Annotated in this window: 24 protein-coding genes, 1 pseudogene and 2 riboswitches; of the genes and pseudogenes, 4 read left to right on the top strand and 21 right to left on the bottom strand. The window is 65.6% G+C overall.

The window, feature by feature from the left end; genetic code table 11:
* Positions 1–68: 68 nt before the first annotated feature.
* The 15 genes from A7Q26_RS10985 to A7Q26_RS11055 form a co-directional block, all read right to left on the bottom strand.
* Positions 69–1,922 carry a response regulator gene (locus A7Q26_RS10985; RefSeq protein ID WP_066859395.1) on the bottom strand — a complete coding sequence of 618 codons (1,854 nt, stop codon included), beginning with the start codon at positions 1,920–1,922 and terminating at the stop codon, positions 69–71.
* A complete protein-coding gene (locus A7Q26_RS10990) occupies positions 1,912–2,775 on the bottom strand; it encodes a CheR family methyltransferase (RefSeq protein WP_232313757.1) in 864 nt (287 codons plus the stop codon). The genes A7Q26_RS10985 and A7Q26_RS10990 overlap by 11 nt, the downstream gene beginning before the upstream one ends.
* Positions 2,772–5,876 (bottom strand): response regulator, encoded by a 3,105-nt coding sequence (locus A7Q26_RS10995; RefSeq protein ID WP_066859397.1) that lies wholly within the window; start codon positions 5,874–5,876, stop codon positions 2,772–2,774. The genes A7Q26_RS10990 and A7Q26_RS10995 overlap by 4 nt, the downstream gene beginning before the upstream one ends.
* A gap of 135 nt (positions 5,877–6,011) precedes the next feature.
* Complete coding sequence (locus tag A7Q26_RS11000) at positions 6,012–6,863, bottom strand: formate/nitrite transporter family protein (protein WP_232313758.1); 852 nt, start codon at positions 6,861–6,863, stop codon at positions 6,012–6,014.
* Between the two features lie 74 nt (positions 6,864–6,937).
* Positions 6,938–7,288 (bottom strand): hypothetical protein, encoded by a 351-nt coding sequence (locus A7Q26_RS11005; RefSeq protein ID WP_232313759.1) that lies wholly within the window; start codon positions 7,286–7,288, stop codon positions 6,938–6,940.
* Complete coding sequence (locus A7Q26_RS11010) at positions 7,281–8,201, bottom strand: formylglycine-generating enzyme family protein (RefSeq protein ID WP_066859511.1); 921 nt, start codon at positions 8,199–8,201, stop codon at positions 7,281–7,283. The genes A7Q26_RS11005 and A7Q26_RS11010 overlap by 8 nt, the downstream gene beginning before the upstream one ends.
* 170 nt (positions 8,202–8,371) lie before the next feature.
* Positions 8,372–8,884 carry a bifunctional adenosylcobinamide kinase/adenosylcobinamide-phosphate guanylyltransferase gene (gene cobU, locus A7Q26_RS11015; RefSeq protein ID WP_066859399.1) on the bottom strand — a complete coding sequence of 171 codons (513 nt, stop codon included), beginning with the start codon at positions 8,882–8,884 and terminating at the stop codon, positions 8,372–8,374.
* Between the two features lie 22 nt (positions 8,885–8,906).
* Positions 8,907–9,845, bottom strand: coding sequence for an adenosylcobinamide-phosphate synthase CbiB (gene cbiB, locus A7Q26_RS11020; protein WP_066859400.1), 939 nt, complete (start codon positions 9,843–9,845; stop codon positions 8,907–8,909).
* Entirely contained in the window at positions 9,838–10,818 is a 981-nt protein-coding gene (locus A7Q26_RS11025; protein ID WP_066859401.1) for a threonine-phosphate decarboxylase, read from the bottom strand. The genes cbiB and A7Q26_RS11025 overlap by 8 nt, the downstream gene beginning before the upstream one ends.
* Positions 10,815–11,534 (bottom strand): adenosylcobinamide-GDP ribazoletransferase, encoded by a 720-nt coding sequence (locus A7Q26_RS11030; protein ID WP_066859402.1) that lies wholly within the window; start codon positions 11,532–11,534, stop codon positions 10,815–10,817. The genes A7Q26_RS11025 and A7Q26_RS11030 overlap by 4 nt, the downstream gene beginning before the upstream one ends.
* Positions 11,531–12,100 (bottom strand): histidine phosphatase family protein, encoded by a 570-nt coding sequence (locus tag A7Q26_RS11035; protein WP_066859403.1) that lies wholly within the window; start codon positions 12,098–12,100, stop codon positions 11,531–11,533. The genes A7Q26_RS11030 and A7Q26_RS11035 overlap by 4 nt, the downstream gene beginning before the upstream one ends.
* Entirely contained in the window at positions 12,097–13,113 is a 1,017-nt protein-coding gene (gene cobT / locus A7Q26_RS11040; RefSeq protein WP_066859404.1) for a nicotinate-nucleotide--dimethylbenzimidazole phosphoribosyltransferase, read from the bottom strand. Before cobT ends, A7Q26_RS11035 begins: the two co-directional genes overlap by 4 nt.
* Entirely contained in the window at positions 13,110–13,517 is a 408-nt protein-coding gene (locus A7Q26_RS11045) for a DUF1636 domain-containing protein (RefSeq protein ID WP_066859405.1), read from the bottom strand. The genes cobT and A7Q26_RS11045 overlap by 4 nt, the downstream gene beginning before the upstream one ends.
* A gap of 165 nt (positions 13,518–13,682) precedes the next feature.
* A riboswitch (cobalamin riboswitch) is annotated at positions 13,683–13,867 on the bottom strand.
* Entirely contained in the window at positions 13,865–14,662 is a 798-nt protein-coding gene (locus A7Q26_RS11050; RefSeq protein WP_066859406.1) for an ABC transporter ATP-binding protein, read from the bottom strand. Its footprint overlaps the riboswitch before it by 3 nt.
* A complete protein-coding gene (locus A7Q26_RS11055) occupies positions 14,656–15,630 on the bottom strand; it encodes a FecCD family ABC transporter permease (RefSeq protein WP_232313770.1) in 975 nt (324 codons plus the stop codon). The genes A7Q26_RS11050 and A7Q26_RS11055 overlap by 7 nt, the downstream gene beginning before the upstream one ends.
* Positions 15,631–15,701: 71 nt before the next feature.
* On the opposite strand from A7Q26_RS11055, the gene A7Q26_RS11060 reads away from it, so the two are divergent.
* On the top strand, positions 15,702–16,559 hold the full coding sequence (locus A7Q26_RS11060; protein ID WP_066859408.1) for an ABC transporter substrate-binding protein: 858 nt from the start codon (positions 15,702–15,704) through the stop codon (positions 16,557–16,559).
* 35 nt (positions 16,560–16,594) lie between these two features.
* Here A7Q26_RS11060 and A7Q26_RS11065 read toward each other — a convergent pair whose 3' ends face one another.
* Positions 16,595–18,520 carry a TonB-dependent receptor plug domain-containing protein gene (locus A7Q26_RS11065; RefSeq protein ID WP_066859409.1) on the bottom strand — a complete coding sequence of 642 codons (1,926 nt, stop codon included), beginning with the start codon at positions 18,518–18,520 and terminating at the stop codon, positions 16,595–16,597.
* 184 nt (positions 18,521–18,704) lie between these two features.
* Positions 18,705–18,927, bottom strand: a riboswitch (cobalamin riboswitch).
* A 355-nt stretch (positions 18,928–19,282) separates the two neighbouring features.
* Between A7Q26_RS11065 and A7Q26_RS11070 the strand changes: the two are divergent.
* Positions 19,283–21,286, top strand: a pseudogene (locus tag A7Q26_RS11070) (TonB-dependent receptor).
* A gap of 124 nt (positions 21,287–21,410) precedes the next feature.
* Here A7Q26_RS11070 and A7Q26_RS11075 read toward each other — a convergent pair.
* From A7Q26_RS11075 to A7Q26_RS11085, 3 genes are read right to left on the bottom strand one after another with little or no spacing between them, the layout of a single operon-like run.
* Positions 21,411–21,692, bottom strand: coding sequence for an acylphosphatase (locus A7Q26_RS11075; protein WP_066859410.1), 282 nt, complete (start codon positions 21,690–21,692; stop codon positions 21,411–21,413).
* Positions 21,692–22,465 (bottom strand): NYN domain-containing protein, encoded by a 774-nt coding sequence (locus A7Q26_RS11080; RefSeq protein WP_066859411.1) that lies wholly within the window; start codon positions 22,463–22,465, stop codon positions 21,692–21,694. Before A7Q26_RS11080 ends, A7Q26_RS11075 begins: the two co-directional genes overlap by 1 nt.
* 14 nt (positions 22,466–22,479) lie before the next feature.
* On the bottom strand, positions 22,480–23,118 hold the full coding sequence (locus A7Q26_RS11085) for a carbonic anhydrase (protein ID WP_066859412.1): 639 nt from the start codon (positions 23,116–23,118) through the stop codon (positions 22,480–22,482).
* Between the two features lie 9 nt (positions 23,119–23,127).
* Here A7Q26_RS11085 and lipA point away from each other — a divergent pair, with 9 nt between their 5' ends.
* A complete protein-coding gene (gene lipA, locus A7Q26_RS11090; RefSeq protein ID WP_066859413.1) occupies positions 23,128–24,126 on the top strand; it encodes a lipoyl synthase in 999 nt (332 codons plus the stop codon).
* A gap of 7 nt (positions 24,127–24,133) precedes the next feature.
* Positions 24,134–24,604 (top strand): type II toxin-antitoxin system RatA family toxin, encoded by a 471-nt coding sequence (locus A7Q26_RS11095; RefSeq protein ID WP_066859414.1) that lies wholly within the window; start codon positions 24,134–24,136, stop codon positions 24,602–24,604.
* On the opposite strand, the gene A7Q26_RS11100 is transcribed toward A7Q26_RS11095, so the two are convergent.
* Complete coding sequence (locus A7Q26_RS11100) at positions 24,556–25,068, bottom strand: CinA family protein (RefSeq protein ID WP_066859415.1); 513 nt, start codon at positions 25,066–25,068, stop codon at positions 24,556–24,558. The genes A7Q26_RS11095 and A7Q26_RS11100 overlap by 49 nt on opposite strands.
* A 4-nt stretch (positions 25,069–25,072) precedes the next feature.
* A complete protein-coding gene (locus A7Q26_RS11105; protein WP_066859512.1) occupies positions 25,073–26,242 on the bottom strand; it encodes a bifunctional 2-C-methyl-D-erythritol 4-phosphate cytidylyltransferase/2-C-methyl-D-erythritol 2,4-cyclodiphosphate synthase in 1,170 nt (389 codons plus the stop codon).
* Positions 26,243–26,316: the final 74 nt, after the last annotated feature.

Consider the following 26,316-nt stretch of genomic DNA (forward strand, 5'->3'; position numbering starts at 1 on the left):
TGCCTCGCCCCGCCAGTCGCCGGGATCAGCAAATCCTGCAAGCGAACCTCGAAGGATTAGCTCAAACGTCATCCTACGCCAGGGCGCTGGATTGTGCCTTGCGCACAGGCGGCACTTCCTTGGCATGAATAAAACAGAGTTGTCACGCCATTGAGGATGGTCGACCGGTCGAAAGGCTTGCCGATAACGGGATGGCTGTCGAAGCCGGCCGGCAGATTTTCGCGGCCGTAGCCGGTAACAAACGCAAACGGAATGCCGTTGGTGGCGAGTGCCTGTGCGATGGCATCGACCGGTGCGCCCTGAAGATTGCCGTCCAGCAGGGCGGCGTCGAAACCGCCGGTCTTTACCAGCGCCATGGCTTCGTCGGCCGATGCGGCGACCGCCGGGACGACGGCGCCATGATCTTCGAGTAGCGCGGCCAGTTCCATCGCGACCAGCGGCTCGTCCTCGATCAGGAGGATGTTGCGGCCGGCAATGGCGACCGGTGGCCCGCTGCGGTCGCTGCTCGTCAGTTCCTTTCCCGCGTCGCGCGACACGACGCGATTGATGCGCGGCCCCATCGGAAGGGACAAGGTCCAGCGCACGCCTTCGGATGCGTAGTCAGCCACTGCCGCGCCGCCTTCGGCGCGCATACTACGCTCGATCAGCGCCGTGCCGAAGCCCTTTCGCGTCGGGGTACCTGCGCTCGGACCTCCGCGCTCTTCCCAGTTAATGAGCAGGCGATCGTCCCTGACTGCCCAGTTCAGGCTCAATCGTCCTCCCGGCATCGAAAGCGCCCCATATTTATGGGCATTGGTGACCAGTTCGTGCAGGATGAGCGCGAGATGCAGCGCCAACTCCGGCGCAAGTTCCAGTTCCGGCCCATTAATGTCCCATTGCCCGACATCGACCGCGCCGATGTCCACCTGACCATCGATCAGTTCCCTCAGCCGCGCGCCCTGCCAGGTAGAACTGCTCAGGAGCGAATGAGCGCGGGCGAGCGCATGTATGCGGCCGGTAAAGGTCGGTGCGAAATCGGAGGGGCCGTTGGAATGGCGAAGTGTTTGCACGGCAATGGCCTGAACCGAAGCGAGCGTGTTCTTGACCCGATGGTTGAGTTCGCCGACGAGCAGGCGTTGCGTCTCTTCGGCGCGCTTGCGTTCGGTAACGTCAAGGATCTGGGCGTTAACGGACACGAGGCGTCCGCGCGCATCGAGCAAAGCGGACCAATAGCATTCGCAATCCAGGCTGGTCCCTTGCGCAGTACGCATTCGCAATGGCTGCATGTCCCTCAGCCTGCGCCCGGCAATCATGTCGCCGATCAGCGTGCTGAAGGCTCCGGCGTCGTCCGGGTCGAGCCAATCGAATTCCAGCGCCTTAAAACCCGCCACTTCGGGCGCGCGCCAGCCGAACATTCGCTCGGCGCCGGCCGACCAGGAGATGATGTGCTGGCCCGCGTCGAACTCGACGATACCGAGCGGGGAGTTGTCGCCATGTGCCTGCAAACGGGAAAGGGCGGCGGCGTGCTGATCCCTTTCCCGCGCCAATTCCTGTCGCTGCCGGAATAGTTCGATGAAAATGCTGACTTTGTGCCGCAGAATGTCCGGGTCGACGGGCTTGAACAGATAGTCGATCGCCCCGGCCTCGTAGCCCCGGAAGCGCCGCATCTCGTCGGTGCCGACGGCGGTCAGGAATACGATCGGCACACGGCGCGTCCTTTCGGTGCCGCGCATCAGTTCGGCCAGTTCGAACCCGTCCATGCCGGGCATCTGGATATCGAGCAGAGCCAGCGCGACATCCTCGACGAGAAGCAGTTCCAGTGCTTGCAGTCCGGACCGGGCCTTGATGATCTCGATCCCGTCCGCCTTGAGCAACGCCTCGATCGCCGTCAGATTTTCCTCGACATCGTCGACGGCGAGGATTTTTGCGGTCTCAGGCAGCATGGTCGAGCGCTTTCAGGTCGATGAGGTTGCGGCGATAGATTTTCTGATGTTCGTCAAAATCAGCGAAGGCATCGGAGTAGCGCGAAAACCGCAATGTCTCTTTCGAACCCAGCCCCAGGAAGCCGCCTCGCACGAGCGAACCGCCGAACAGGCCGAGTGCGCGATCCTGCAAGTCACGGTCGAAATAAATCAGGACATTGCGGCTGGAAACCAGCTGCGCCTCAGCGAACACCTCATCGCTGGCCAGATTATGCTCGGCAAAGACCGCACGGCGACGCAGGCCCTTGTCGAACACGGCCGCACCATAGGCCGCGGTATAATAGTCCGACAGTGACGTCTTGCCGCCCGCCAGCCGATGGTTCTCGGTAAACTGCTGGATTCGGTCGAGATCATAGATACCCGCCTCCGCCTTCTCCAGCGCGGCCGGGCTGATGTCGGTGCAATAGAATATGGTGCGATCTTCCAGTCCCTCCTCCCGGAACAGGATAGCCATCGAGTAGAATTCCTCGCCATTTGCGCATCCCGCGATCCAGACCTTCAGCGAAGGATATGTGCGCAGGTGCGGGATCACCTGTTCGCGGAGCGCGCGGAAATAGGCCGGGTCGCGAAACATCTCGCTCACCTGGATGGTGAGGAACCCCATCAGATCGGCAAAAACCGAGGAGTCGCGCAGCACGAGATGTTGTAGCTGTGACAGGCTCTCGCAATGGTGGCGTTGCTGCGCGCGAGCGAGGCGACGGTGAAGGGAGCCTCGCGAATAGCCACGAAAGTCGTAATGGCAATGGCGGTGGATCGCCTCCAGCAGGAGATCCAGTTCCAGTTCTTCATGGGGTGCGAAGATCGGCTCGCTCATCGCGGCATCCAGACTCGGGTCAGGCTGAGCAGTTTGTCGACGTCCAGCGGCTTGGCGAGATAGTCATTGGCGCCCGCATCCAGGCAATCCTGCTGGTCGCGTGCCATGGCTTTGGCGGTCAGCGCGATGATCGGCAATTGCTTGCCCCAGGGCTTGGTCCGGATTTCCCGCGTGGCCGTGAGCCCGTCCATCTCCGGCATCATCACGTCCATCAGCACCAGGTCGACCGGATCGGCCAGACCTTTGGCAGCTTCGTCGAGCAGGTCCAGCGCTTCGCGCCCGTTGCGCCCGATCCGGACATTCGCGCCGTGCGGTTCGAATATCGAGGTCAGGGCATAGACATTGCGGATGTCGTCCTCGACCACGAGAATGTTGCGCCCGTCCAGCGCGGCATCGCGATTGAGCGACTTGGCGATCAGCGCCTGCTGCGGTTCCGGCAGGTCCGACACGACCTGATGCAGGAACAGCGTCACTTCATCGAGCAGTCGTTCGGGCGACTTGGCGCCCTTGACGATGATCGACTTGGAATAGCGTCGCAGGCGCATTTCCTCGTCATGGGACAAGTCGCGGCCGGTATAGACGATGACCGGCGGAAAACCGACCGCATCATCATTGCTCAGCCGATCGAGCAGGTCGAGGCCGGAACTGTCGGGCAGGTTGAGGTCGAGCACCATGCAGTCGAAGGTTTCCTGACCCAGCTGCTCGAAACATTGGGCGGCCGAATGAGCCTGGATGGTTTCGACATCACGCGAGGCCAGCAGCAGCTTGACGCTTTCGGCCTGCTGCGCGTCATCCTCGACCACCAGCACCCGCCGCACACGCTGGGACATGCGGGCTTCCAGCCCCGCGAGCATGTCGGTCAGTGCCTCGCGCACAGGCTTGAAGAGATAGCCGATGGCGCCACTGGAAAGAGCGGCCTGGCTGTCGTCGTCCACGGAAACGACATGGACCGGAATATGCCGCGTCCGCACGTCGCGCTTGATCCTGTCCAGCACCGAAAGGCCGGTATGGTCGGGCAGGTTCATGTCCAGGATGACGGCATTCGGCACATATTGCCGTGCCATCAGCGCGCCTTCATCCGCCGTCCCCGCCACCAGGCACTGGAACCCGAGTTCATGGGCGATGTCGCACAGAATCCGGGCAAATACCGGATCATCCTCGACGATCAGAATGACCCGGGCGTCACCGGAGAGCTGCTCGCGATCATCCGGCGTCGCCGGACCGGGGCGCGTGCGACCGGGTTTCGGGTTCGATGGCGGCGTGCGGAGCGTGGCGGTTCCCTGCGGCACATCCGCCAGCGTCGCTACGGCAGGATCGAAGCGTTCGGGGAGGATGAGCGTGAAAGCGCTGCCTTCACCGGGTTTGCTCTCTACCTCGACCTGTCCTCCCAGCAGCCGGGCCAGTTCGCGGGAGATGGAGAGACCCAGCCCGGTTCCCCCATATTTCCGGCTGATGGTTCCGTCCGCCTGTCGAAACGCCTCGAAGATAAGCTGCTGCTGGTCCGCCGCAATACCTACACCGGTGTCACGGACCGTGAAGGCGATGCGGCCATCGTCTCGACTGGCCACCTCCAGCGACACCGAGCCTCGATCGGTGAACTTGATCGCGTTGGAGAGGAAGTTCTTGAGCACCTGCTCGATCCGAAGCGGGTCGCTCTCCATGTCGACGGGCGTGCCAGGGCCGGCGTCCGCCGCAAAGCTCAGCCCCTTGGCCTCCGCGGACGGGCCGAAGATCGCGGTCAGCTTGTCCAGCATCGCAGCGATGCGGATGCGGCGCGGCTGCAACTCCAGCTTGCCGGCCTCGATCTTCGATATGTCGAGAATGTCATTTATGAGGTTGAGCAGGTCATTCCCCGACGTTTCGATCGTCTCGGCATGGCGGATCTGTTCGGCAGACAGGTTGCCACCCCGATTTTCCGCCAGCAATCGCGCCATGATGAGCAGCGAGTTGAGCGGTGTGCGCAACTCATGGCTCATATTGGCGAGGAATTCGGATTTGTAACGGCTCGCCTGTGTGAGTTCTTCTGCCTGGGTCTTGAGCGAGCTTTGCGACCGGGACAGGTCATCGCGCTGAATTTCCAGCTGGCGGGCCTGCTCCTCGAGTTGGACGTTGGTCTGCTCCATTTCCGCCTGCTGGGCCTCCAGCCGTGCGGCAGATTCCTGGAGTTGGCGACTCTGCTGTTCCAGTTCCTCGTTATTGGCGCGCAATTCTTCGCTCTGCGCCTGTAATTCTTCCGCCTGCTGCTGCGTCTCTTCCAGCAGTTCGCGCAGCCGCGCCCGATATTTGCCCGATCGGATGGCGACGCCGAGTTGATCGTGAACCCGATCGAGCAGCGCAAGTGCATTGTCACCCGCGCCAGCGCGCAGGCCGAGTTCGATCACCGCATTGATCGCGCCACCCGACTGAGCGGTGGCGATGACAAGCGTCTCGGGCCTGGCGGAACCAAGGGCCGATCCGTAGGACAGATAGTCCGCCGGAACCTTGTCGAGATGGAAGCTGCGACGGTCGGCGACGGCCTGTCCCAGCAATCCGTCGCCGGCGTCGAACCGCTCCGGCAGGGGCGCATCGGCGGGAACGGCATAGGTGGCGTAACGGCGGAAGCCGTCGCCGTTGGCGATATACAGCGCGCCGGCCTGCGCCTGGAGATATTCGGCCAGAAAGGTCAGCGCGCTGTTGGCCAGTTCAGCCAAGGGCTGTTCGCCGCCGACCGCCTTGGCCAGGCCGAGTTGCCCGCCGCGCAACCATTCCTCCTGCAAGATGGCCAGCCTGTTGCGGATGAAAAGCAATCCGATGACGGCAAGAATCCAGAAGACGCCTACGACGAGTGAACGATTGAGAAAGGCAACCGTCGGATCGACGCCGGCCGGCGCGTAGAAAAAGCCCGTCGCGGTCAAGATGGTCGCCGCCGTGGCGGTGATCAATGGTACCTGTGGTCGCCGGGCCAGATAGGCCAGCACCACCGGAAGGAGATAAGCCACCCACACGGCCGTCCCCAGCGGGAAGACAAGGTCTGCGAGGAACGGCAGCATGAGCAGGGCGATCAGCCCTGCATAGAGCCAGCCTTGGACGAAATTGGTGCTACCAGCGTACTTGTTCTTCATGATGATCGGATCTGGACGAGCGGCCGGCCGACCGCGACGCACTGGATCAATACCCCCTTGCAAAGATGCCGGCCCCCGCGCGGCCGCTCCGCACGAACGAGCAAATCCGCAAAGAGTTCCCGCGACGCATCGCCATCAGGACGGAGGGGCCGCGTCGGCATCCTGCTCCGCAGCCTTTACATCGCTCCGCATCTGCCCATGGGCCAGAACCGCGAACAGGCCAGTTCCTCCGATGACATTGCCGACGAGCGCAGGCAGGATGAAGTCGGCCATCATCTCGGTCAAGGACATGACGCCGTTCAGCCAGAGAAACGCGCTCTGGGACGAACCTGTCACGACATGGCTGAACCCGCCTAGCGCGATGACGTAAGTCAGCATCGAAATGACCCAGAATTCGCTGCCTTTCGCACTGGGAAGTATCCACGCGATGGCCGCCATCAGGAAACCGGCGGGGATACCGAGGGTCAGGGTCTGAAGCCCCTCCTGGCGCGGCAGCTTCTCCAATATATCCAGTGCGATCAGACGCTGGTCATGTGTGATGATGACTTCGTTTGCCATCAGCGCAGCCACGATGACGACGCCAAGCAGGTTCGCCAGGAGAACGGTGGACCAGAGGCGGAGCAGCCGACCCAGATTTTCCCAATCCGGATGCGCCGCGACGGGCAGAACCGCCGTGATGGTGCTTTCCGTGAACAACTGGAGCCGGCCCATGATGACGATGACGTAGCCGACCGGGTAACCGGCGAGAAAAATAAGTTCCGCCCACCGTGTGTCGGGCAGACGCATACGCAGATATAGTTCGGTGAGGAGCGAGGCATTGATCGCAAGGCCAGCTGCCATGCCGGACAGGACCATCGACAGGATGGGCCGCTTCAACTCCTCCTCGCCCTGTAGCCGGACGACCTCGTGGACGACCATGGGCGAACTCGCGCGCCGCTGGTTGACGTCGCGCGCTTCATCTGCCGAGAGCGCATGGTCAGGTTTCAAATGATCGTCCATCCTGGTGAGACGCCGAGGCGACCAGTCTGTTCCGCACCCGTTTCATTTGGTGCCGATCGCGTTTATCCCCGCGCGGCGCGCCTTCCGCCCAGACGGCGCCGGTTCTTCGCCACCGCCTTGCGGTAATGGGCGACCGAATGGGCGAGCGCTTCGTGGCCCGTTCGTCCGAGTTCCCCCGTCATCATCTTCCATTGCAGGATTGTGACTGCCTCGATCTTTTCCGCAACCATCCGGTGCGCCTCGATCGCGGCCGCCGGATTGCCGGCCATCAGGCGGGGAATGCGCAGCCCGATCACGGACCAGGCCTCGACGCCGAGGCTCCAGCAGTCGAAGGCGAGCGTGAAGGGAGTGGCTTTTGTCACGCCGGCGACAATGGTCTGTGGCGTGCAGGGTTCCGCGCTATCTTCATCCATGATCGCGAACGATGCAGCGGAAACCGATATGGCTGGTCGCGCTGTCCACCGCCTGGGGATGGCGCGCTGCCGGCCGATAGCGTTGGCAATAATTGGCGGCGCACAAATGCGATCCGCCCTTCAGCACCTTGCGGGGGATGGAGACGCGGGGCGTCGCTGGGTCGAAGCTCTCACGTTTCGTCCCGCCGCGGGGGTTGGACGGCACGCAGCAACTCCCCTTCGCCTTGCGCTCTATCCGGTGCTGGGCGAACCAGTCTGTCGTCCATTCCCATACATTGCCGATCATGTCGTAGAGGCCATAGCCATTGGCGGGATAGGAGCGCACGGGCGACGTGCGCTCATAGCCGTCCTCCAGCGTATTGCCGTAGGGAAAGGCGCCCTGCCAGTAATTAGCAAGCATCCGTCCGTCAGGCGCAAGCGTGTCGCCCCACGCATAGTCCGCCCCGTCCAGGCCGCCCCGTGCGGCATATTCCCATTCGGCCTCGGTCGGCAGCGCCTTGCCGGCCCAGCGGGCATATGTTTCGGCATCCTGATAAGCGACATGAACCACGGGGTGATCGGGCAATTCCTCCGCGCTGCTGTCCGGGCCGTGGGGATGGCGCCAATCCGTGCCGAAGCTGAAAGTCCACCACTGGCTGTAATCGAAAAGGTCCACCGGGCCGGCTGTGCGCTGGAAGAGGAGCGATCCGGCCCGCGCCATGGCCGGGTCCATGCCGGGATAATCCTTGGCGTCCGGCGCGATTTCCGCCAGCGTGCGGTAACCGGTGGCCGCGACGAACAGGGCGAAGTCCCGGTTGGTGACGGGCGCCTCGTCTATCCAGAAGCCGTCGACCTGGACCCGCCGGGCGGGCGCTTCCTCCGGATAGAAGCGGTCCGAGCCCATCAGGAAGGTTCCACCAGGCACGAAGCGCATGTCCTGCGTGCGTGCGACTGCGATCTCAGTCATGTCGGCTGTTCGGAAGATGGGCCGGCAAAGGCATGACGCGATATGTTCCAACGGACGGTGCAGGCTGCATTGTAGCGATGGAAGGCGGAGCGCCGCAATGGCCCGATCGGCAGATATTCTACTGGCGGCGCACGGATTTATTTCAGACGGAGCGGCAGCCCTGCTGCGACCAGCAGGACTTCATCGGCAATCGCCGCCACCCGCTGGTTCAACCGACCGGCATCGTCGCGAAACCGGCGGGCAAGCACATTGTCGGGGACGATCCCGAACCCGACCTCATTTGCGACGAGGATGATGTGACCGGAGAAGTCACCGACGGCCCGCGTCAACCGATCGCACGCGGCAGGAATGTCGGCATCCATCAGCAAGAGGTTGGACAACCACAGGGTCAGGCAGTCGACCAGTAGGACATGGTCCCGGCCGTCGAGCGCCTGGATCGCTTCGGGGAGAGCGACGGGAGCATCGATCGTCCTCCAGCGCTGGTCGCGATCGGCCTGATGCCGGGCGATGCGGTCGCGCATTTCATCATCATCGGCCTGGGCGGTCGCGACGAATGTCAGGCGTCCTTCAAGCGACTCGGCGCGCTGTTGGGCATGGCGGCTCTTGCCGGATCTGGCGCCACCCAGCACGAAAAGGCGATGTCCGTCCATGCAAAGCTCCTTTTGGGCAGGGTCATGACAACCACGCGACGACAGCGGCGATCAGCCACAGCAGAATGCAGGCGCGGCGGTAAATGGCGAGCGCACGTCCGACATCGCCGGCGATCGCATCCAGTCCCTCGCCCCCGATCCATGGCTTGGCATGGACATGACCGTCATAGGATACGGGGCCGGCAAGGCGGACACGAAGCGCCCCCGCCATGGCCGCTTCGGGCCACCCGGCATTGGGGGACGCATGGTTACGCGCGTCGCGCAACAATATACGCCAGCCGCCCCCGCCCGCAACGCAGAGCAGCAGGCCGGACAGTCGCGCCGGGATGATATTGAGCAGATCATCCGTCCTGGCTGCGGCCCAGCCGAAAGCGCGCCAGCGTTGCTCATAATGACCGATCAGGCTGTCCGCGGTGTTGATGGCCTTATAGACCCAGATGCCGGGCAGCCCCAGGACCAGCAGCCAGAAGAGCGGAGCCACGACCCCGTCGCAAAAGCTTTCGGCGAGGCTTTCGATGCCGGCCCGTGCGACCCCGCATTCTTCAAGGGCCGCCGTGTCGCGGCCGACAATGGCGCTGACGGCGATGCGGGCGGCCGGCAGATCGCCGGTTTCCAACGCGATGGCAACCGGGCGGACATGATCGAACAGGCTGCGCTGGGCCAGGCCCGGCCAAGCGAACAGGGCAAGAGCCGTCCAGGCAAGACCTCCCGGAACCTGGGCTGCGAGGCGAGCCAGCATCCAGGCCAGGCCGCCGCTGCTCAGTACGAGCATCAGGACCGTGACAATACCCAGCGCCCGGCGCACGGCGAATGATCGCTCCGGCCGGTTCCAGCGCGTCTCGCATCCATCGATCAGGCGCGCGAAGCATCCGACCGGATGGCCTATGCGGCGATAGAGCGAATGGGGCCAGCCGAGCGCGGCGTCCAGCATCAGTGCGCCCAGCGCGACCGGATCAGCCATGCGCCATGACCCGCTCGAGACGGTCAAGCGCCGCCTGGTCGGGCGGCAGTCCGATCCGCAACCAGCGACGGTCGGGCTCAAAGGGCCGCGTCAGGATCGCCGCGCGGGCCAGCCGGTCGAACAGTTGAGGCGCCTCGTCCGTCTCGATAAGCCGGAACAGCGGGCAGCGACCGATCGGCTGATGCCCGCATCGCACAAGCACGGCGTCAAGCCGCGCGGCTTCGTGGTCCAACCGCTCGCGGGTTGCCGCGATCCACGGTCGATCGCGATAGGCGGCGGTCCCGATCGCGATCGCCGCCGTGGAAAGTGGCCAGGCGCCCAACTGCTCCCGCAACGGCGCCAGCACATGCGAGGGGCCGATCACGAAGCCAAGGCGCACGCCGGCCAGCCCGAAAAATTTGCCGAAGGAGCGGAAGACGAGCAGCCTTCGCGTTTCGCTCACCAAAGATGCAACGCTGATCGCCGGATCGCTGTCCGCAAAGGCTTCGTCGACCAGCAGCCAGCCGTGATGCGCGCGCGCCTCCAGCAATGCGCGCATTTGCTCCCGGTCCAGCCACCGACCGTCGGGATTGTTGGGATTGGCGAGGATCAGCGTTTCCGATGAGACGCCCGTGGCGATCCATTCGATCGCTCTGGAGCCTGCGATCATTTCGCCATGGGTGCGATAGCTGGGAGCGACATGGCGGGCCGGGCCGCCGATCAGGCACCCCGCCAGTCGCAACCCCGTTTCGGTTCCCGGTACGGCGCAGACATGCTGCGGGTCGACACCGAAATGGACAGCTGCTGCGGTTTCGAGTTGTCGCAAACTGTCGGGTTCGGGCAGGCGCCGCCAGTCGATGGAGAGTCCCGCCGTGCCGGGCCAGGCTTTCGGATTAATGCCGGTCGACAGGTCGATCCACGGTTCCGCGCCCGCCCCGAAATGGCGTTTCGCCGCCTCCAGCGCGCCGCCATGCCAGGTCCAGATGTCCGTCATACCGCCTGAACCCACAGCAAGGCAGACAGGAGCAGCAGGCTTTCCGCCACCTCGATGCCCGCGCCATGCCCGTCACCCGAAATGCCGCCGATGCGGCGACGGAGCCACATGGCCCAGAACGGCAGGATCAGGGGCGTCGCGAGCAGCGGGGGAGAGGCCAGTGCAATGACGGCGAGGGCCGCGGTCCATATCGCAAGATCGCGCACACGAACCGCGTTGCGGAACTGCGCCGCCAGCCCATCATGAAGTTGCGGCAGGGCGCGGGACCAGAAGAGGGGACCGATACGCGCGGCAAATGGGATGACCGCGATCATGGCGAAAGCCTGCGTCTCGATGAGCAGGCGGAGCAGGATCAGCTTGGCGATCAGTTGCAGGACGATGGTCACGACCGCGAAGCTGCCCACATGGGGGTCGGCAAGGACCGCGATCAGCCGCGCGCGGTCCTTGTGCGCTGCGCCGGCGGCATCGGCCATGTCGCCCAGCCCATCGAGATGAAGCCCACCCGTTATCCGCACCCACAGGGTCAATGCGCCGAGGGCGCCGAGCCACGGATCGATCAGCGCGCCACCCCAGGCAGCCACCGCGATCATCGCGCCGATGATCAAGCCGACCGCCGGAAACCAGCGGATCGAGGCAGCGAAATCCCCGCCGTCCGCGGCGACGCGGGGCATCGGCAGGCGGGTCAGGAACTGGATGGCGAGGATCAGCCCCTTCATGCGCGCAACCGCTTGATCCGGGCGGCGCGGGGCGTGCCCGGCCAGACGTCCAGCGAAAGCAGCGCACCATAAGGCAGGTCGAATGCCCACAGCTGCGGCAGGGGGATGCCGCAGAGGATGTGAAGCGCGGCACGCATCGCGCCACCATGGGTCACGACCAGCGTGGGGCAGGGCGCGAGGCCCGCAATGGCCGCGCCGATGCGGTCGACCAAGGCCGCCCAGCGCTCGCCTTCGGGCGGGGGGTGCAGGTCGGGATCGTTCCAGAAGCGCCCGATCGCGTCAGGATCAATGGCGCTGGCCGGCAAACCGTCCCATGCGCCAAAGTCCAGTTCGCGCCAGCGGGGATCGCTCTCCACCGGCAGGTGCCGGCCATCGCCGATCGCGCTGGCGGTCAGGCTGCATCGTTGCAGGTCGGACGTGGCCAGTCGCTCTACATCGAGATCCGCCACCTGCCGCACGCAGGCGCTGATGCCCTCCGTCGTGGGCGCGTCGTCGCTCCACCCCAGCATCAGACCGGGATGCAGCGGTGCGCCATGGCGCAGCAGGTGCAGCGGAAAGCTGTTCATGTCGATCCGGAGACGGCGGCTTGCGCGAAAGTCGCCATCTGATCATGCGCGGCCAAGGCAGCGCGGACGACGGCAGCGGCGACCGCTGCCCCGCTACCTTCCCCCAGACGCATCCCCAGCGACAGCAACGGCGCCAGGTCGAGCTGTTCGAGCAATCGGGCATGACCTGGCTCGGCCGAACAATGGCCAGCAAGACAATGCGCCGTGATCGCGGGACGTTCGACGGCGAGCGGCGCGATCGCCGAGCAGCAGATGAAACCGTCGAGCAGCACCGGCACCGAGAGCTGGCGCGCGCGCAGCACCGCGCCCGCGATGGCCGCGATTTCCCGGCCGCCAACAAGGCGCAATGTCTCGAAGGCGGAGCGGGGCGCCGAGGCGTGGCGTGCGATCGCGCGGTCTATGACGTCGATCTTGCGGCTGATGCCCGCGTCATCGACGCCCGTGCCCGGACCGACCCAGGTTTCCGCTGCGGAGCCGAAGCTGCGCGCACAAATGGCAGCGGCGGACGTAGAGTTGCCGATGCCCATCTCCCCGAGGACGAGGAGGTCCAGGCCTTCTTCGACCACTGCCGCTCCGGCATTCAGCGCGTGGAGACATTCCGCGGCCGTCATGGCAGCCACCGCCGAGAAATCGGCGGTGGGCCGGTCCAGGTCGAGAGCGACGACCTTGAGGTCCAGCCCGGCTGCGCCCGACAATGCGTTGATGGCCGCGCCGCCCGCGCGGAAGTTGGCGACCATCTGCGCCGTGACGCCGGTCGGGAAGGCGCTGACGCCGTGGACAGTGACGCCATGATTGCCCGCAAAGACGGCCGCGCGCGCCCGGTCCATTCGGGGGCGTTCCCGGCGCTGCCAGCCCGCCAGGAAGATAGCGACGTCCTCCAGGCGGCCGAGCGAGCCAGCCGGCTTGGTCAATTGCGCCTGCCGCGCGCGGGCGGCCGCCTCCGCCACCCAATCCGGCGCAGGCAAGTCGGACAGCGCGGCTTCGAAGGCGGCGATCGAGCCATAGCTGGTCATTCGGCGACAAATCCCGGTGGCGGCGTGCGCGTGATGAAATGACCTTTGACGCCCTGGGGCCATTGTGAAAAGGGCACGCGGCCATGTTCGCTCGCCGCATAATGGACGGCATAGTCGAGGATGGCGCGGGCGGACTCTTCGCCCGGCTCGAAACGGCCCAGCACATAGCCGACCTTGTCCGGCGCGCGCAGGTGGACGGTGCAGAAATCCTGGCAGGCGAAGAGGCACGGCATTTCCTGCACGGCGATGCCATCATAGCGCGGATCGCTGGCCTTCACGCGTTTCAGGGCGGCGGCCAGTCGCGCGCCACCGCGCGCGCCGTCCTGATCTTCCCGCGCGTCGCGACTGTGACGGCAGGTGTTGCACGCCACCACGGCCGGTCCCGTATCGACCGGCTTCAGCACTGGACATCTCGCTCAACAAATAGCGGCACGGCTACCCCCATCGACAATGCCGCCCGAACCGGCCGATGCGATTGCCCTGGCGCGCACGACATCGACCGCGCTTCGCGCGGCTTCCCTGTCGTCGCTCGGGTTGACCCCCGTCCGCCCGGCTCACCCTGTCCGCGCGAAAGACGACGGCGACAGGCAGGTCTCCTGGCTTGCGGGTCAGCGCCGGTCGGCCGCCTTCTCGGGACATTCGTCCCAATGGCATATGGCCGATGGCTCGCCGCGTACAGTTGCAGGGGCAGCCGGGTTTGTCCCGTTCCCATCTTCGTCCCCGTCTCCGGGGAACCTGTCGCGACGCCGCGTTACATCGATTTCGATGGCGCGGTCAACGGGCTGCGCGCCAGCGGCGTGACCGTTGGCCAGGCTCCGCCCAGATGCACCTCCGCCTCGATCCCGTAGACGTCGCGAAGATGGCCGTTGGTCAGGACATCCGCAGGCGTGCCGTCGGCGACCAGCCTTCCCTGATCGATCAGCAGGAGCCGGTCGCAATAGCGAGCCGCCATGGTCAGGTCATGAAGGACGGCGATGACGAGCGCGCCGTCATGCGCTTGTGCGCGGAGCAGGTCCATGACGTCGATCTGGTGGCCGGGGTCCAGGCTGGCGAGCGGTTCGTCGGCGATCAGGGTGGGCGCTTCGACCGCCAGCGCCCTTGCCAGCAGGACACGTGCGCGTTCGCCGCCGGACAATTCGGTCGCGACTCGCTGCCGCAGGTCCAGCACATCGGCCCGCGTCATCGCCCGGTCGATGGCGGCGGCATCGTGCGGGCCGATCCGCGACATGGGTCCGAGATGGGGCAGGCGACCGAGGCCGACCAGGCGCTCGACCGTTAGCGGCCAGTGCAGCGTCTGGCCCTGGGGAAGATAGGCGATCCGCCGGGCGAGGTCATCGCGGCGCATGGCGGCCACATCTGAGCTGTCGATCAGGACGCGCCCCTGCGCGGGTACCAGCGCCAGCATGGCCCGCGCGAGGGTGGATTTGCCGGCGCCGTTGGGACCGACGATCCCTACCAGCGCCCCGGCGCCGAAGGTTGCCGAAACGCCGCTCAGCACCTGGCGGCGGCCCAGTGCGACGCAGACCCGGTCCAGTTCCAGCATCACCATAGCCGCCGCTCGCGCATCAGGTGGAGGAGGAAGATCGGGATGCCGAGAAATGCTGTCACCACGCCCAACTTCAACTCGTTCGCCGTGTCGATCAACCGCACCGCCATGTCTGCGAGGGTCAGCAATGCCGCGCCGCCCAGCGCCGAGGGCAGCAGGATCGCCGAAGGGCTGCGGTCCGTCAGCGGGCGCAGCAGATGCGGCACGATGAGGCCGATGAAACCGATCGCGCCCGACACGGCTACTGCGCCGCCCACGCCGATGGCCGTGCCCAGCATCAGCCGCAACCGCGTGCGGCGAAGGTCGACGCCCAGCGCCTGCGCGCCATCCTCGCCAAGGGTGAGTGCATCGAGCGATCGTGCATTCCACAGCAATAACGCCAGGCCGGCGACGATGCAGGGCAGGGCGATCCAGAGATGGTCGAACGACCGATTTTCCAGGCTACCCATCAGCCAGGTCATGATCTCCATGGCGGCGAAGGGATTGGGTGACAGGTTCAGCGCCAGAGCAATCCCGGCCTGCGCCACGGTCGCCACGGCGATCCCGGCCAGGATCAGCGTCAATGGACTTTCCGACCGACCGGCCAGCAGGAACAGCAGCAGCAGCGAGAGACAGGCGCCGCCAATCGACAGAAGCGGCAGCATCACCGGATGGATGTTTGCAAGGCCGTAATAGATCGCGCCGACCGCGCCCAGCGCCGCGGCGCTCGATGTGCCGAGCACCGACGGTTCGGCCAGAGGATTGCGCAGATAGCCCTGCATCGCGGCGCCAGCCAGCCCCAGCATAGCGCCGACGGCAAGGGCAATCAGCGTCCGGGGCAGGCGCAGTTGGAACAGGATCACGCGTGTAGCATGATCCGCCCCGCCGAAGAGCGCCGCCCAGATCCGCGCGATCGGAATGTCGACCGGGCCGAGCAGCAGCGAGCCAATGGTCGCAGCGGCCGCCACGGCCGCCAACCCGGCAAGGAGCATGGCGCGATTGTGCGTCGTCTCTGTCATCTTATCGCCTTGCCACGCATGAAGGTGCGATTATGGGAAGACGCATGTTGCGCAAGGTCTTTCTTCTCTTCGCCTGCCTGTGTGCCGCCATGGCAGGTTCCGGGCTGTTGGCCACCGCCTTCCGCGCCGCGCCCAGCGCAACCCGGCCGCCGCAGCGGATCGTGTCGCTCAACCTGTGTGCCGATCAACTGGTGCTGGCGCTGGCCGATCGGCGACAGATCGCGGGATTGACCCGCAATGCCGTCGATACCCAGATGTCGGCCGAAGCGGCAAGGGCGCGCGGATTGCCGATCCTCACCCATTCCGCCGAGCAGATACTGGCCATCGGCCCCGATCTGGTGGCGGGTATGCCGGCGCGCGGCAACGCGGTTCTGATGGGTCTCGATCGTGACGTGAGGGCACTTGATCTTGAGAGCGCCGACCGGCTGGGCGACATTTACCGTTCGATCCGCACGACCGCAGCCGCGGTTGGGCATCGTGACAGGGGGGAGGCGATGATCGCCCGGATGCAGCGCGAACTCGCCGATCTGCCTCGTCCGGGCGCTGGACGGGTCGCCGCCTATTATCAGCGACGCGGCTTCATGACCGGCACCGGCACGCTGATCGACGACCTGATGCAGCGCATGGGGCTGGTGAACCTTGCCGCGAAACTGGGGAAGCCGGCGCTGGCGCAGGTCAGCCTGGAGGAAATGGTGGCCGCCCGGCCCGATTTCCTGATCGTGGAAAGCGCGACCGACCGCATCACCGATCAGGGCAGCGAAATGCTGCACCATCCCGCGCTGCGCGACATTCCACGCATCAGTATCCCACAGGCCTGGACGGTGTGCGGCGGTCCCAGCTACGCGCGCGCGGCGCGTAGCATGGCGGATCAGATCACGCGGTTGGACGGCGCGCATCGCTGACAGGCTTCCGGAGCGATGGCGCGCCGTCCCTGTCATCAGAAGGTCAGCCGCACGCCGCCATAGGCAGCGCGACCGGCGGTCGCAAAGCTGAACACTTCCTCATATTGCTCGTCCGCCAGGTTCTCGATCCGGCCGAACAGCGCCACATTGCGGGACATCCTGTAGTCGAGGCTAAGGTTTACCAGCACATATTCCCGCATCGACACGGTCACGGGAACATAGCTGGGATCGGTATAGGCGGTGTCGGTCGTCCTGCCGTTATAGCGGATCGTCAGCGTGGTCGCGAAGCGCTGGTCGGCACTCGTCACCGTGGTGTTGACGCTCGCGACATGCCTCGGCCGGCGGATTTCGCGGACGCCATCCTCCTTCGCCTTCAGCCAGGTATAGGCAAGGTCGAAGCGCAGTTGCGGCAGGGGCTGGGCGCTGACGAACGCTTCGATGCCATGCTGCTTGCTCTTCGTGTCGCGGTTGGCGGGCGTCGCGACATAGTCCGGTGCGGGATAGGAGGTATAGATTTCATTGTTCAGCGTGGAATCGAACCAGGTCGCACTGATCGTCGCCCAGCCACCGACGCTCTGCTCCAATCCCGCCTCCCAGCCTTCTGACTTTTCCGGCTTCAGGTTCGGGTTGCCGATATAGGTGCCGTCCATATAGCCATAAAGTTCGTAGTAGCCCGGGTTCTTGACGCCTGTACCATAGGCGGCGCGGATGCGCGTGCCCGTGGGCAGCAGATAGCTGCCCTGGACCCGCCAGGTCGTGGTGTCGTCGAACCGGTCATTTTCGTCATAGCGCACCGAACCGCCGAGCGAGAGGCCGCCCGCCGTCAGTTCATACTGGCCGACCACACCCAGATTGTCGGTATGCCGCTTGCCCATGAAAGCGAAGCTCGACAGGTTGCGGAAGCTTTCCCGCTCCACATCGACAGCGCCGGTGATGCGGTGCGTGACCGCCTCGGTGCCCAGTGTCAGGCTGGAGGTGAGGGAGCCTTTATAGCGCCGTCCCTTGTCGCCATAGTCGAAACCATAGGAGGCATAGCCCTTGCGCGTAGTGTCCGCGAACTGGCCCGACAAGGTGCTGATCCAACGACCGTCCAGTCCCGTGATCTGCGCCGAAAGCAAGCCATAGAGCGCTTCGTTACGATACCGCACGCCGGGGCTGTCGACGGTGTAGCCGAAGAGCGGGCTGGACGGATCGAATTCGCTGTTGTTGGTGTCCGCCTTGGTCAGGCTGTAGCGCACCACGCCGGTCAGCTTGATATTGTCGGTCGGCGTCCAGTTCAGCTTTCCGCTCGTGCCCAGGCTTTGCGAGCCGATGTCCCTGCTGCCGCCGCGCGCGGTAGGATAGCCGTCCGTGTCGTAATAGGACGCGGACAGCGCATAATCGAGGCCGTCGCCGGCGCCCGCGACGCGTGCCGCGCCGCTGACGGTGCCAAAGGAGCCGCCCTCGATCCGACCACTGATGCCCGGCGCTTCGCGGCCCGACAGGGTGATGTAGTTGATCACGCCGCCGATCGCATCGGAGCCGTAGAGCGAGGATTGCTGGCCCCGCAATATCTCGATCCGGGCGGCCGGATCGGCGATCAGCGTGCCGAAGTCATATTCGCCATAATAGGGATCGGCCGCCTCGATGCCGTCGATCAACACCAGCACATGGTTGGATTCGCTGCCGCGCAGGCGAACCTGAGTCTGGCCACCGACCCCGCCGATGCGGCTGACGACAATGCCGGGTACGTCGCGCAGCACGTCGGACACGATCCGCGTCTGCCGCGCTTCCAGCGTGGCATTGTCGATCACCGTGACGGACGCGCCCAACTGGCTCGCCTTCACGCCCTCGCCGGAGCGTGACGCGGTGACGATGATCGCGTCGCCGGGCAGGGCGCTGGCTTCGCCGTCGGGCGCTTGCGCCAGCGCGGGCGCCGCCGCCGTTATGGCAATCAGGGAAATGGTCGTGACAAATTTCATGGAGGCCCCCTCCGAACACCGGCAACGAAGGCGGGGCCTGCCGATGCGCAGCGTGCGATCGACCGGCGCAGGACCGGCGAGCCGGCGTCATGCGCCCGCATACCCTGCGCCGAAGCGGCCCGCGCCGCTTGGTCGTCGCTCGACGGACATTCTCCGTGCCCCGGCCTTTCCCTGGACCTGGGACAATGAGCGACCCACGCCGGCAGGTCTCCTGGCTCACGGGTCGTCGCGCGATGCACACCTTCCCAGGTTTCCCCAGTGGCCGTCCCGGATCGTTCCGGAAACCCGTGCATCGCGCTCACCGCTTACAGTTGCAGGGACAGCCCTGGATTTGCCGGCCTCTGAACGAAGCCGCCTCACCATGTTCCCATTCAAGCCCCGAGGGGCACCGGCGCGATCATGCGGGGCGCATCTGCTCCCCACGCGCCTGCCCATAGCGCCAGGCGCCATTTTCGCAAACGGCTTTCGCGTTTGGGGGCTGGAAGCCCAGCTATAGACCACGGGCAACATGTAAGGCGAATGGCGCCATGTGCTGGACATTCCACGGGTCAGATCCTGACCGCAAAAATATCCAATGCTTTTTCGGGCTATGGGACGCATTGGGCCGTAGCGAACTTCTCATGCGGCATTTCGCCGGTTTCAGTCCGCAAGGCGTCGAGCGTCCTAAGCCCGCCATCTACGGAGAGGGATATCGCCAGCGGCCCCTTTCCGTTTGCAAAAGCGGTGAAAAACCACAAAGGGGGCCAAATCGAGGGGAGCGCCATGAAGAAGCCGTGTCTGTCCATCCTGTTGTTGGCTGTCCCGACTGTCGCCTGGGCCGAAGCGCCGGGGGATGCGCCGTCCATCGTCGTGACCGGCGCGGGGCTTGACCTGCCGCCGGGCACGCCGGCCTATGGATCGGTGGTGATCGAGCGGCAGCGGCTGCTGGACAGCGCATCCGGGCGGATCGAGACGGTGCTGGGCGATGTCGCCGGCTTCCAGTAGTTCCGCCGGTCGGACAGCCGATCCTCCAATCCGTCCAATCAGGGCGCGACGCTGCGCGCGCTGGGCGGCAATGCGTCGAGCCGCACGCTGATGCTGCTCGACGGGGTGCCGATCGCCGATCCCTTCTTCGGCTATATCCCCTTCAGCGCGCTTGTTCCTGAACGGCTGTCGGTGGTGCGCGTCACCCGCGGAGGCGGCATCGGCGCCTTCGGAGCGGGCGCGGTCGCCGGCACGATCGAGATGGCGAGCGCGACCCGCGACCAGTTGCCCGATGTCGCCGCCAGCGCCTTCTACGGCAGCCGCGATTCGACCGAATTGTCGGCGACCGTGACGCCGGACGTGGGCAGCGGCTATGTCTCCCTGTCGGGCAGCTGGGACCGGGGCGATGGTTTCCAGACAACGCCAAAGAGCCAGCGCAACGCCGCGACCGTGCCGGCCGCCTATGATGGCTGGTCGACCAATCTGCGCGCCGTCGCGCCGATCGGCGCCACGTCAGAACTGCAATTCCGCGCAACCCTGTTCGAGGATAAGCGCACGCTGCGCTTTGTCGGCGCGGACAGCATGAGCCAGGGGCAGGATGCCAGCATCCGTTATATTTCGCGGGGGCCGTGGCAAGTCGATGCGCTGGCCTATATCCAAACGCGCAACTTCTCCAACATCGTCATTTCGTCCTCCAGCTTCCGCAAGTCGCTCGACCAGCGCAACACGCCATCCACCGGCCTTGGCGGCAAGATCGAACTGCGCCCTCCGGTCGGTGCCGACCATGTGCTGCGGATCGGCGCGGATACGCGCTTTGCGACCGGCGACATGTACGAGGACGCCTATAACGCCAATATCGCCAGCAATCCGCGCACCTTCCTGCGCCATGCCGGTGGCGATCAGTGGACGACCGGCCTGTTCGTCGAGGACGACTGGAGCATCGGAAAACTGGTGCTGACCGGCGGCGCGCGGGCGGATCGCTGGACGATCCGCAACGGCTTCTACCGGCAGGTGAGCGCCACGACCGGCGCGGCGACTGGCGGGGACTTTGCCGACCGGTCCAACTGGGAAGTGTCGGGACAGGTGGGCGCGCTCTACAAGGCCAGCGACGCACTGGCGTTGCGGGCGGCGGCCTATAGCGGGTTCCGCCTGCCGACGCTGAATGAACTTTATCGCCCCTTCGTCGTCTTTCCGATCACGACACGGGCCAACGATGCGCTGGTGCCGGAAAAGCTGAAGGGGGCGGAAGCCGGGATCGACCTGACCCCGGCCGAGGGGATCAGCCTGTCGGCGACCGCTTTCTACAATCGGCTGGACCATGCCATCGCCAATGTGACGATCGACAGCATCACCCGCCAGCGGCGGAATGTCGAACGGATCGTCGCCAAGGGGATCGAACTGACGGCGGCGGCGGCCCTGGGCGATGTCCGCCTGTCGGCCTCCTACGCCTATAGCCACAGCACGGTCCATGCCCCCGGCGCGGCCTTTGACGGCTTCACCCCGGCCCAAAGTCCGCGCCATGCCGCCAGCGCGACGCTGGCCTGGGCGCCGCAGCAGGGGCCGTCACTGTCGGCGACCCTGCGCTATGTCGCGGATCAATATGAGGATGATCTGCAAAGCGACGTCCTGCCCGACGCCTTGACCATGGATGCGGTCGCGCGTCTGCCAATCGGCCATGGCGTGAGCCTAGTGGCGCGTGGCGAAAATCTGTTCGACGAGGAGATCGTGACCCGCAATGCGGGCGGATCGATCGACCTCGGCACGCCGCGCACGCTCTGGATCGGCCTGAGCTTCAGCCGCTGACCCAGTGCGGCAACAGCGCCGAACTCGCATTTCCCCTCCCGCGCCGGCCTTCGTGAAGGCGGCGCCTGGCGACGTCATCCGGTTCAAGCCCGGATGAGGCGCCCCCGCGCGGCGACGGTCAGGTTCAGGTCGTCGCCCGCTTGTCAAACGCATGGAACGGTTCGACCGGCGCATCCGTGGCATCGATCCGCGCGACCTGCGCTGCGGGCGGACCATCCTGCGCCAGGGCGATGAAGCGGTCGATCCGGTCCGCCTCGCCCTGAACCAGCGCCTCGACGCAGCCGTCGATTCGATTGCGGACCCAGCCCACCAGCCCCAGCCCGCGCGCCGTCTCGACCGTCCAGGCGCGGTACCAGACGCCCTGGACCCGGCCGTGGATCATCAGGCGGCGGGCGACAAGCGGCATCAGTGCAGCCGCTTGATCCAGGTCTGTCCGCCCTCGCGCACCTCGACGATGAAATTGGGGATGGCGCGGACCAGATCCGACAGGCGTTTATAGCCATAGTTGCGCGCGTCGAAGCTGGACCGGTTGCCGGCCAGCTGGCCGACGCTGCCCAGCGCGGCGAAGCCCTTTTCGTCGCGCTTCACTGCGTCATAGGCGTCGATGAGCAGTTTCACCACCTCGGGATCGACGGGCTTGGCCTTGCTGTCTTCGGTTTCGGCCGCCACGGCCTTGGCAGGCGCGGCCTTGGCCGTTCGCTTCGCGGCCGGCTTCGCCACCGGCACCTCGGCCGCCTCCAGCGCGGCGACGTCGATGAAACGGGTGCAGGCGCGGCGGAAGCCCTCCGGCGTGTTGGCATTGCCGAAGCCATAGACGGGAATGCCGTTCTGGCGCAGGCGCGTGACCAGCGGGGTGAAGTCGCTGTCGCTGGACATGAGGCCGAAACCGTCGACGCGCCCGCTGGCCAGCAGGTCCATCGCATCGATGGTCATCTTCATGTCGGTGGCGTTCTTGCCCCTGGTGAGGTCGAACTGCTGCTGCGGCTCGATCGCCTGAGTGATGGACAGCGCCGCCCAGGCCTTCAGCGTCGCCTTGCTCCAATTGCCATAGGCGCGGCGGATGTTGACGGTGCCAAGCTCCGCCAGCACGGTCATGACCGAGTCGAAATGCGCCGCCGACGCGTTGTCCGCATCGATCAGGAGGGCGATATTGCCCCGACCTTCCAGCGGTGTCGCCATCGGTGCTGATCCCTTCAGGCAGGCGAGAAGGCGCCGCTTTCCTCATCCAGGACGTGCAGTTGCCCGTCCGAAATGGCGAAGAAGCTGCCGACCAGTTTCAGTTCGCCCTTGCGTTCCTTCGACCGGACGCAGGGAAAGGTGCGCAGGTTGGCGAGGCTGACCTTGACCGCCTCCAGTTCCATCGCGCGCTCCACGTCGCGGTCGCGCTGCTCGCCATAGCGGCCCACCACCGTCTCGCGCGCGCCATCCAGCAATTCGATCCAGTTGTGGATGAAGCCGCCTTCGCCCGGAGGCGCATCCTTCAGGTCATGGCTGAGCGCCGCCTTGCAACCGCCGCATTTGCCATGGCCCATCACGACGATCTCGCCGACCTTGAGCACTTGCACGGCAAATTCCAGCGCCGCCGACACGCCATGATGGCCCGGATTGGTCTCGAAGGGCGGCACCAGCGCGGCGACATTGCGCACGACGAAAATCTGGCCGGGACTGGTGTCGAAAATCTGCGCGGGATCGACCCGGCTGTCGGAACAGGCGATCACCATCACCTTGGGGCTTTGCCCCTCGTTCAGTTCGTCCCATCGCTCTCGCTGCTGGCTCCAGCCGGTGTCGCGGAAGCGGTGATAGCCCTGGAGCATGTCGGCAAAGTCGGTCATGGCCGCCTGATGTGCCGCACAAATAGGGGGCTGGCAAGAGCGGCCGCGCATCGCTATCTGGGGCGCATGACCGACATCGCCCCCATTCCCGGCATCGCCAAGCCGGAACGCGCCCGCAAGCCCGACTGGATTCGCGTCAAGGCTCCGACCAGCCCCGCCTATCATGAGACGCGCAAGCTGATGCGCGACAAGGGGCTGAACACGGTCTGCGAGGAGGCGGCCTGCCCCAATATCGGCGAATGCTGGACCAAGAAGCACGCCACGGTGATGATCCTGGGCGATGTCTGCACCCGCGCCTGCGCCTTCTGCAATGTCAAGACCGGGATGCCGCGCAAGGTCGATGTCAACGAACCGCAGAATCTGGCCGACGCCTGTGCAGAAATGGGGCTGGAGCATATCGTCATCACCTCGGTCGACCGTGATGACCTGCCCGACGGCGGCGCCGCGCAGTTCGTCAAGGTGATCGAGGCGCTGCGCCGGACGACCCCGGACACGACGATCGAGATCCTGACCCCGGACTTCCGCAACAAGCATGAGCGCGCCGTCGAGATGATCGTCGCCGCCCGGCCCGACGTGTACAACCACAATCTCGAAACGGTGCCGCGCCTCTATCCCACCATCCGTCCCGGCGCCCGCTATTATGCATCGCTGCGCCTGCTGGAGTCGGTGAAGAAGCTCGATCCGTCGATCTTCACCAAGTCGGGCATCATGCTGGGCCTGGGCGAGGAACGGCTGGAGGTGCACCAGGTGATGGACGACATGCGATCGGCCGACATCGACTTCCTGACGATGGGCCAATATCTCCAGCCCACGCCCAAGCACGCCAAGGTGATGGAATTCGTGACGCCGGCCGCCTTCAACGCCTATGCGGCGATCGCGCGGGCCAAGGGCTTCCTGCAGGTGGCGTCCAGCCCCCTGACCCGCTCCAGCTATCATGCCGGGCAGGATTTCGCCGAGATGAAGGCTGCGCGCGACGCGAAGCTGGCCAAGGCGGCGGCGAAGGCCTGATCCGTCAATGCCCAAGCATCAAGAGACGCGCCAGCTTCCCTATACCCCCAGGCAGATGTTCGATCTGGTATCGGACGTCGCGGCCTACCCGCAATTCCTGCCCTGGGTGAGCGCGATCAGGGTTCGCGCCGACAGCGACACGGAAATGGTCGCCGACATGATCGTCGGCTTCAAGGGGGTGAAGGAAAGCTTCACCTCCCGCGTCCACAAGCACCGTCCCGATCATGTCCGGGTCGATTATCTCGACGGGCCATTGAAGCATCTGCACAATGAATGGCGGTTTCGCGACGACGGGCAGGGCGGCGTGCTGGTCGATTTCGAAGTGGAGTTCGAATTCAAGAACCGCCTGTTCGAGATGCTCGCCGGGCAGTTCTTCGACAAGGCGCTGCGCAAGATGATCGGCGCATTCGAGACGCGGGCGGCCGAGCTTTATGCCCCTTCGGGCAACAGCAGTTCCAGCGCGCACAGCGCCGCCTGAAGGCGGACACCGCCCCGGCCATTGTCCGCGAAGTGGCGCATGTCGGCCACGACCTTGTCCGGGCTGGCGCCGCGTTCGGCGCGGGCGAAGACGACCGTGCCGACCGGCTTCTGCTCGCTGCCGCCGCCCGGTCCGGCGATCCCGGTGATGGCGACCGCGACATGGGCATGGCTCTTGTTCAGGGCGCCCTGCGCCATCGCCCAGGCGGTGGCGATGGACACCGCGCCGAACGTGTCCAGCACATCATGCGAAACTTTCAGAAGTTCTGCCTTCATATCATTGGAATAAGTGATGAAACCGGCTTCGAACACCTCGGACGAGCCGGCGATTTCGGTGAGCGCCGCCGACACCAGCCCGCCGGTGCAGCTCTCCGCGACGGCGATCGTGCGCCCGGCGCGACGATTGGCGATGATGACCTTTTCGGCGAGTTCGACCAATTGGGTCGGGAGGACGGTATCGGGCATGGGATCAGGATAGCGCGGGGAGGGACAGGGTGGCAACAGCCTGCGCGGCGATGCCTTCGCGCCGGCCGGCAAAGCCCAGCCGCTCGGTCGTCGTCGCCTTGACGCTGACCCGGTCGACCGGCACCGCCAGTATCTCCGCGATCCGCGCGCGCATGGCCTCGCGATGCGGGCCGATCTTGGGTGCTTCGCAGATGATCGTCAGATCGACATGCTCGATCCGTCCATCCCGCGCCGTCACCCGGTCGCGCGCATAGGCGAGGAAGCGATCGGACGAAGCGCCGCGCCATTGCGGATCGGATGGCGGGAAATGGCTGCCGATGTCCCCTTCCGCCAGCGCGCCGAGCAGGGCGTCGACAATGGCATGGAGGGCCACGTCGGCATCGCTGTGCCCGGCCAGGCCGCGATCGTGCGGGACCAATATGCCGCCCAGCCACAATTCCTCGTCAGGGGCCAGCCGATGGACGTCATACCCCATGCCGACGCGCGTGGTGCACGCCATCGCCAATCGGGCTTCGGCGCGCGCGAAATCCTGCGGATAGGTCAATTTCTCCAGCCTTTCATCGCCTGGCACCATCATGACGTCACGGCCCCACGCTCGTAATATCTGTGCATCGTCGGTGGCTTCCCGCGCATCGTCCCAGGCGCGATGGGCGGCGAGGATGGACTCGAAACGGAATGCCTGGGGGGTCTGCACCCTGTGCAGTCCGGCACGATCCACGCCCTGGCCCATCACGCCATCGACACCCCGCACCAGCGTATCGGCGACGGGCAGAACAGGGATTGCGCCTTCGTCCTGGTCGAGCGCCGCGAGCAGCCGGTCGATGGCAGCACCGGGCAGGAAGGGGCGGGCCGCGTCGTGGATCAGCACGATGTCCGCGCCGCCCGCCGCCGCGATCGCCTCCAGCCCCGCGCGGACCGAGCCGCGCCGGCTGTTCGCCCCAGTGACGAAGGCGGCCGCACGATCGCCCAGCAGGGCGCGCGCCGTCTCCGCCTGCCCTTCGCCCAGGACGACATGGATGGCGTCAATCCGGCCATGCGCCGCCAGCGCGTCATGGGCGTGGGCGAGGACGGGCTTGCCCGCGACGATTCGGAATTGCTTCGGGGCATCGCCGCCCGCCCGGTTCCCCTGGCCCGCGGCGACGATCAGGGCGACAATCTTTCTGCTTGCTGTCATGCGCGGCGCATAGCGGGTCGCGCGGCGGACTGAAAGGGGCGGCGCCATGGACCCGTCTTGTCCGCGCCTTGCCG

Source organism: Sphingobium sp. TCM1 (assembly GCF_001650725.1).
GTDB lineage: Bacteria > Pseudomonadota > Alphaproteobacteria > Sphingomonadales > Sphingomonadaceae > Sphingobium.

Bases quoted from the DNA above. Each gene is read 5' to 3' on its own strand.
- A7Q26_RS10985 (WP_066859395.1), bottom strand. From the start codon at position 1,922: ATGCTGCCTGAGACCGCAAAAATCCTCGCCGTCGACGATGTCGAGGAA.
- A7Q26_RS10990 (WP_232313757.1), bottom strand. From the start codon at position 2,775: ATGAGCGAGCCGATCTTCGCACCCCATGAAGAACTGGAACTGGATCTC.
- A7Q26_RS10995 (WP_066859397.1), bottom strand. From the start codon at position 5,876: ATGAAGAACAAGTACGCTGGTAGCACCAATTTCGTCCAAGGCTGGCTC.
- A7Q26_RS11005 (WP_232313759.1), bottom strand. From the start codon at position 7,288: ATGGATGAAGATAGCGCGGAACCCTGCACGCCACAGACCATTGTCGCC.
- A7Q26_RS11010 (WP_066859511.1), bottom strand. From the start codon at position 8,201: ATGCGCTTCGTGCCTGGTGGAACCTTCCTGATGGGCTCGGACCGCTTC.
- cobU (WP_066859399.1), bottom strand. From the start codon at position 8,884: ATGGACGGACATCGCCTTTTCGTGCTGGGTGGCGCCAGATCCGGCAAG.
- cbiB (WP_066859400.1), bottom strand. From the start codon at position 9,845: ATGGCTGATCCGGTCGCGCTGGGCGCACTGATGCTGGACGCCGCGCTC.
- A7Q26_RS11025 (WP_066859401.1), bottom strand. From the start codon at position 10,818: ATGACGGACATCTGGACCTGGCATGGCGGCGCGCTGGAGGCGGCGAAA.
- A7Q26_RS11030 (WP_066859402.1), bottom strand. From the start codon at position 11,534: ATGAAGGGGCTGATCCTCGCCATCCAGTTCCTGACCCGCCTGCCGATG.
- A7Q26_RS11035 (WP_066859403.1), bottom strand. From the start codon at position 12,100: ATGAACAGCTTTCCGCTGCACCTGCTGCGCCATGGCGCACCGCTGCAT.
- cobT (WP_066859404.1), bottom strand. From the start codon at position 13,113: ATGACCAGCTATGGCTCGATCGCCGCCTTCGAAGCCGCGCTGTCCGAC.
- A7Q26_RS11050 (WP_066859406.1), bottom strand. From the start codon at position 14,662: ATGGTGATGCTGGAACTGGACCGGGTCTGCGTCGCACTGGGCCGCCGC.
- A7Q26_RS11055 (WP_232313770.1), bottom strand. From the start codon at position 15,630: ATGCTCCTTGCCGGGTTGGCGGCCGTGGCGGCCGCTGCGACCATTGGC.
- A7Q26_RS11060 (WP_066859408.1), top strand. From the start codon at position 15,702: ATGTTGCGCAAGGTCTTTCTTCTCTTCGCCTGCCTGTGTGCCGCCATG.
- A7Q26_RS11065 (WP_066859409.1), bottom strand. From the start codon at position 18,520: ATGAAATTTGTCACGACCATTTCCCTGATTGCCATAACGGCGGCGGCG.
- A7Q26_RS11075 (WP_066859410.1), bottom strand. From the start codon at position 21,692: ATGCCGCTTGTCGCCCGCCGCCTGATGATCCACGGCCGGGTCCAGGGC.
- A7Q26_RS11080 (WP_066859411.1), bottom strand. From the start codon at position 22,465: ATGGCGACACCGCTGGAAGGTCGGGGCAATATCGCCCTCCTGATCGAT.
- A7Q26_RS11085 (WP_066859412.1), bottom strand. From the start codon at position 23,118: ATGACCGACTTTGCCGACATGCTCCAGGGCTATCACCGCTTCCGCGAC.
- lipA (WP_066859413.1), top strand. From the start codon at position 23,128: ATGTGCCGCACAAATAGGGGGCTGGCAAGAGCGGCCGCGCATCGCTAT.
- A7Q26_RS11095 (WP_066859414.1), top strand. From the start codon at position 24,134: ATGCCCAAGCATCAAGAGACGCGCCAGCTTCCCTATACCCCCAGGCAG.
- A7Q26_RS11100 (WP_066859415.1), bottom strand. From the start codon at position 25,068: ATGCCCGATACCGTCCTCCCGACCCAATTGGTCGAACTCGCCGAAAAG.
- A7Q26_RS11105 (WP_066859512.1), bottom strand. From the start codon at position 26,242: ATGACAGCAAGCAGAAAGATTGTCGCCCTGATCGTCGCCGCGGGCCAG.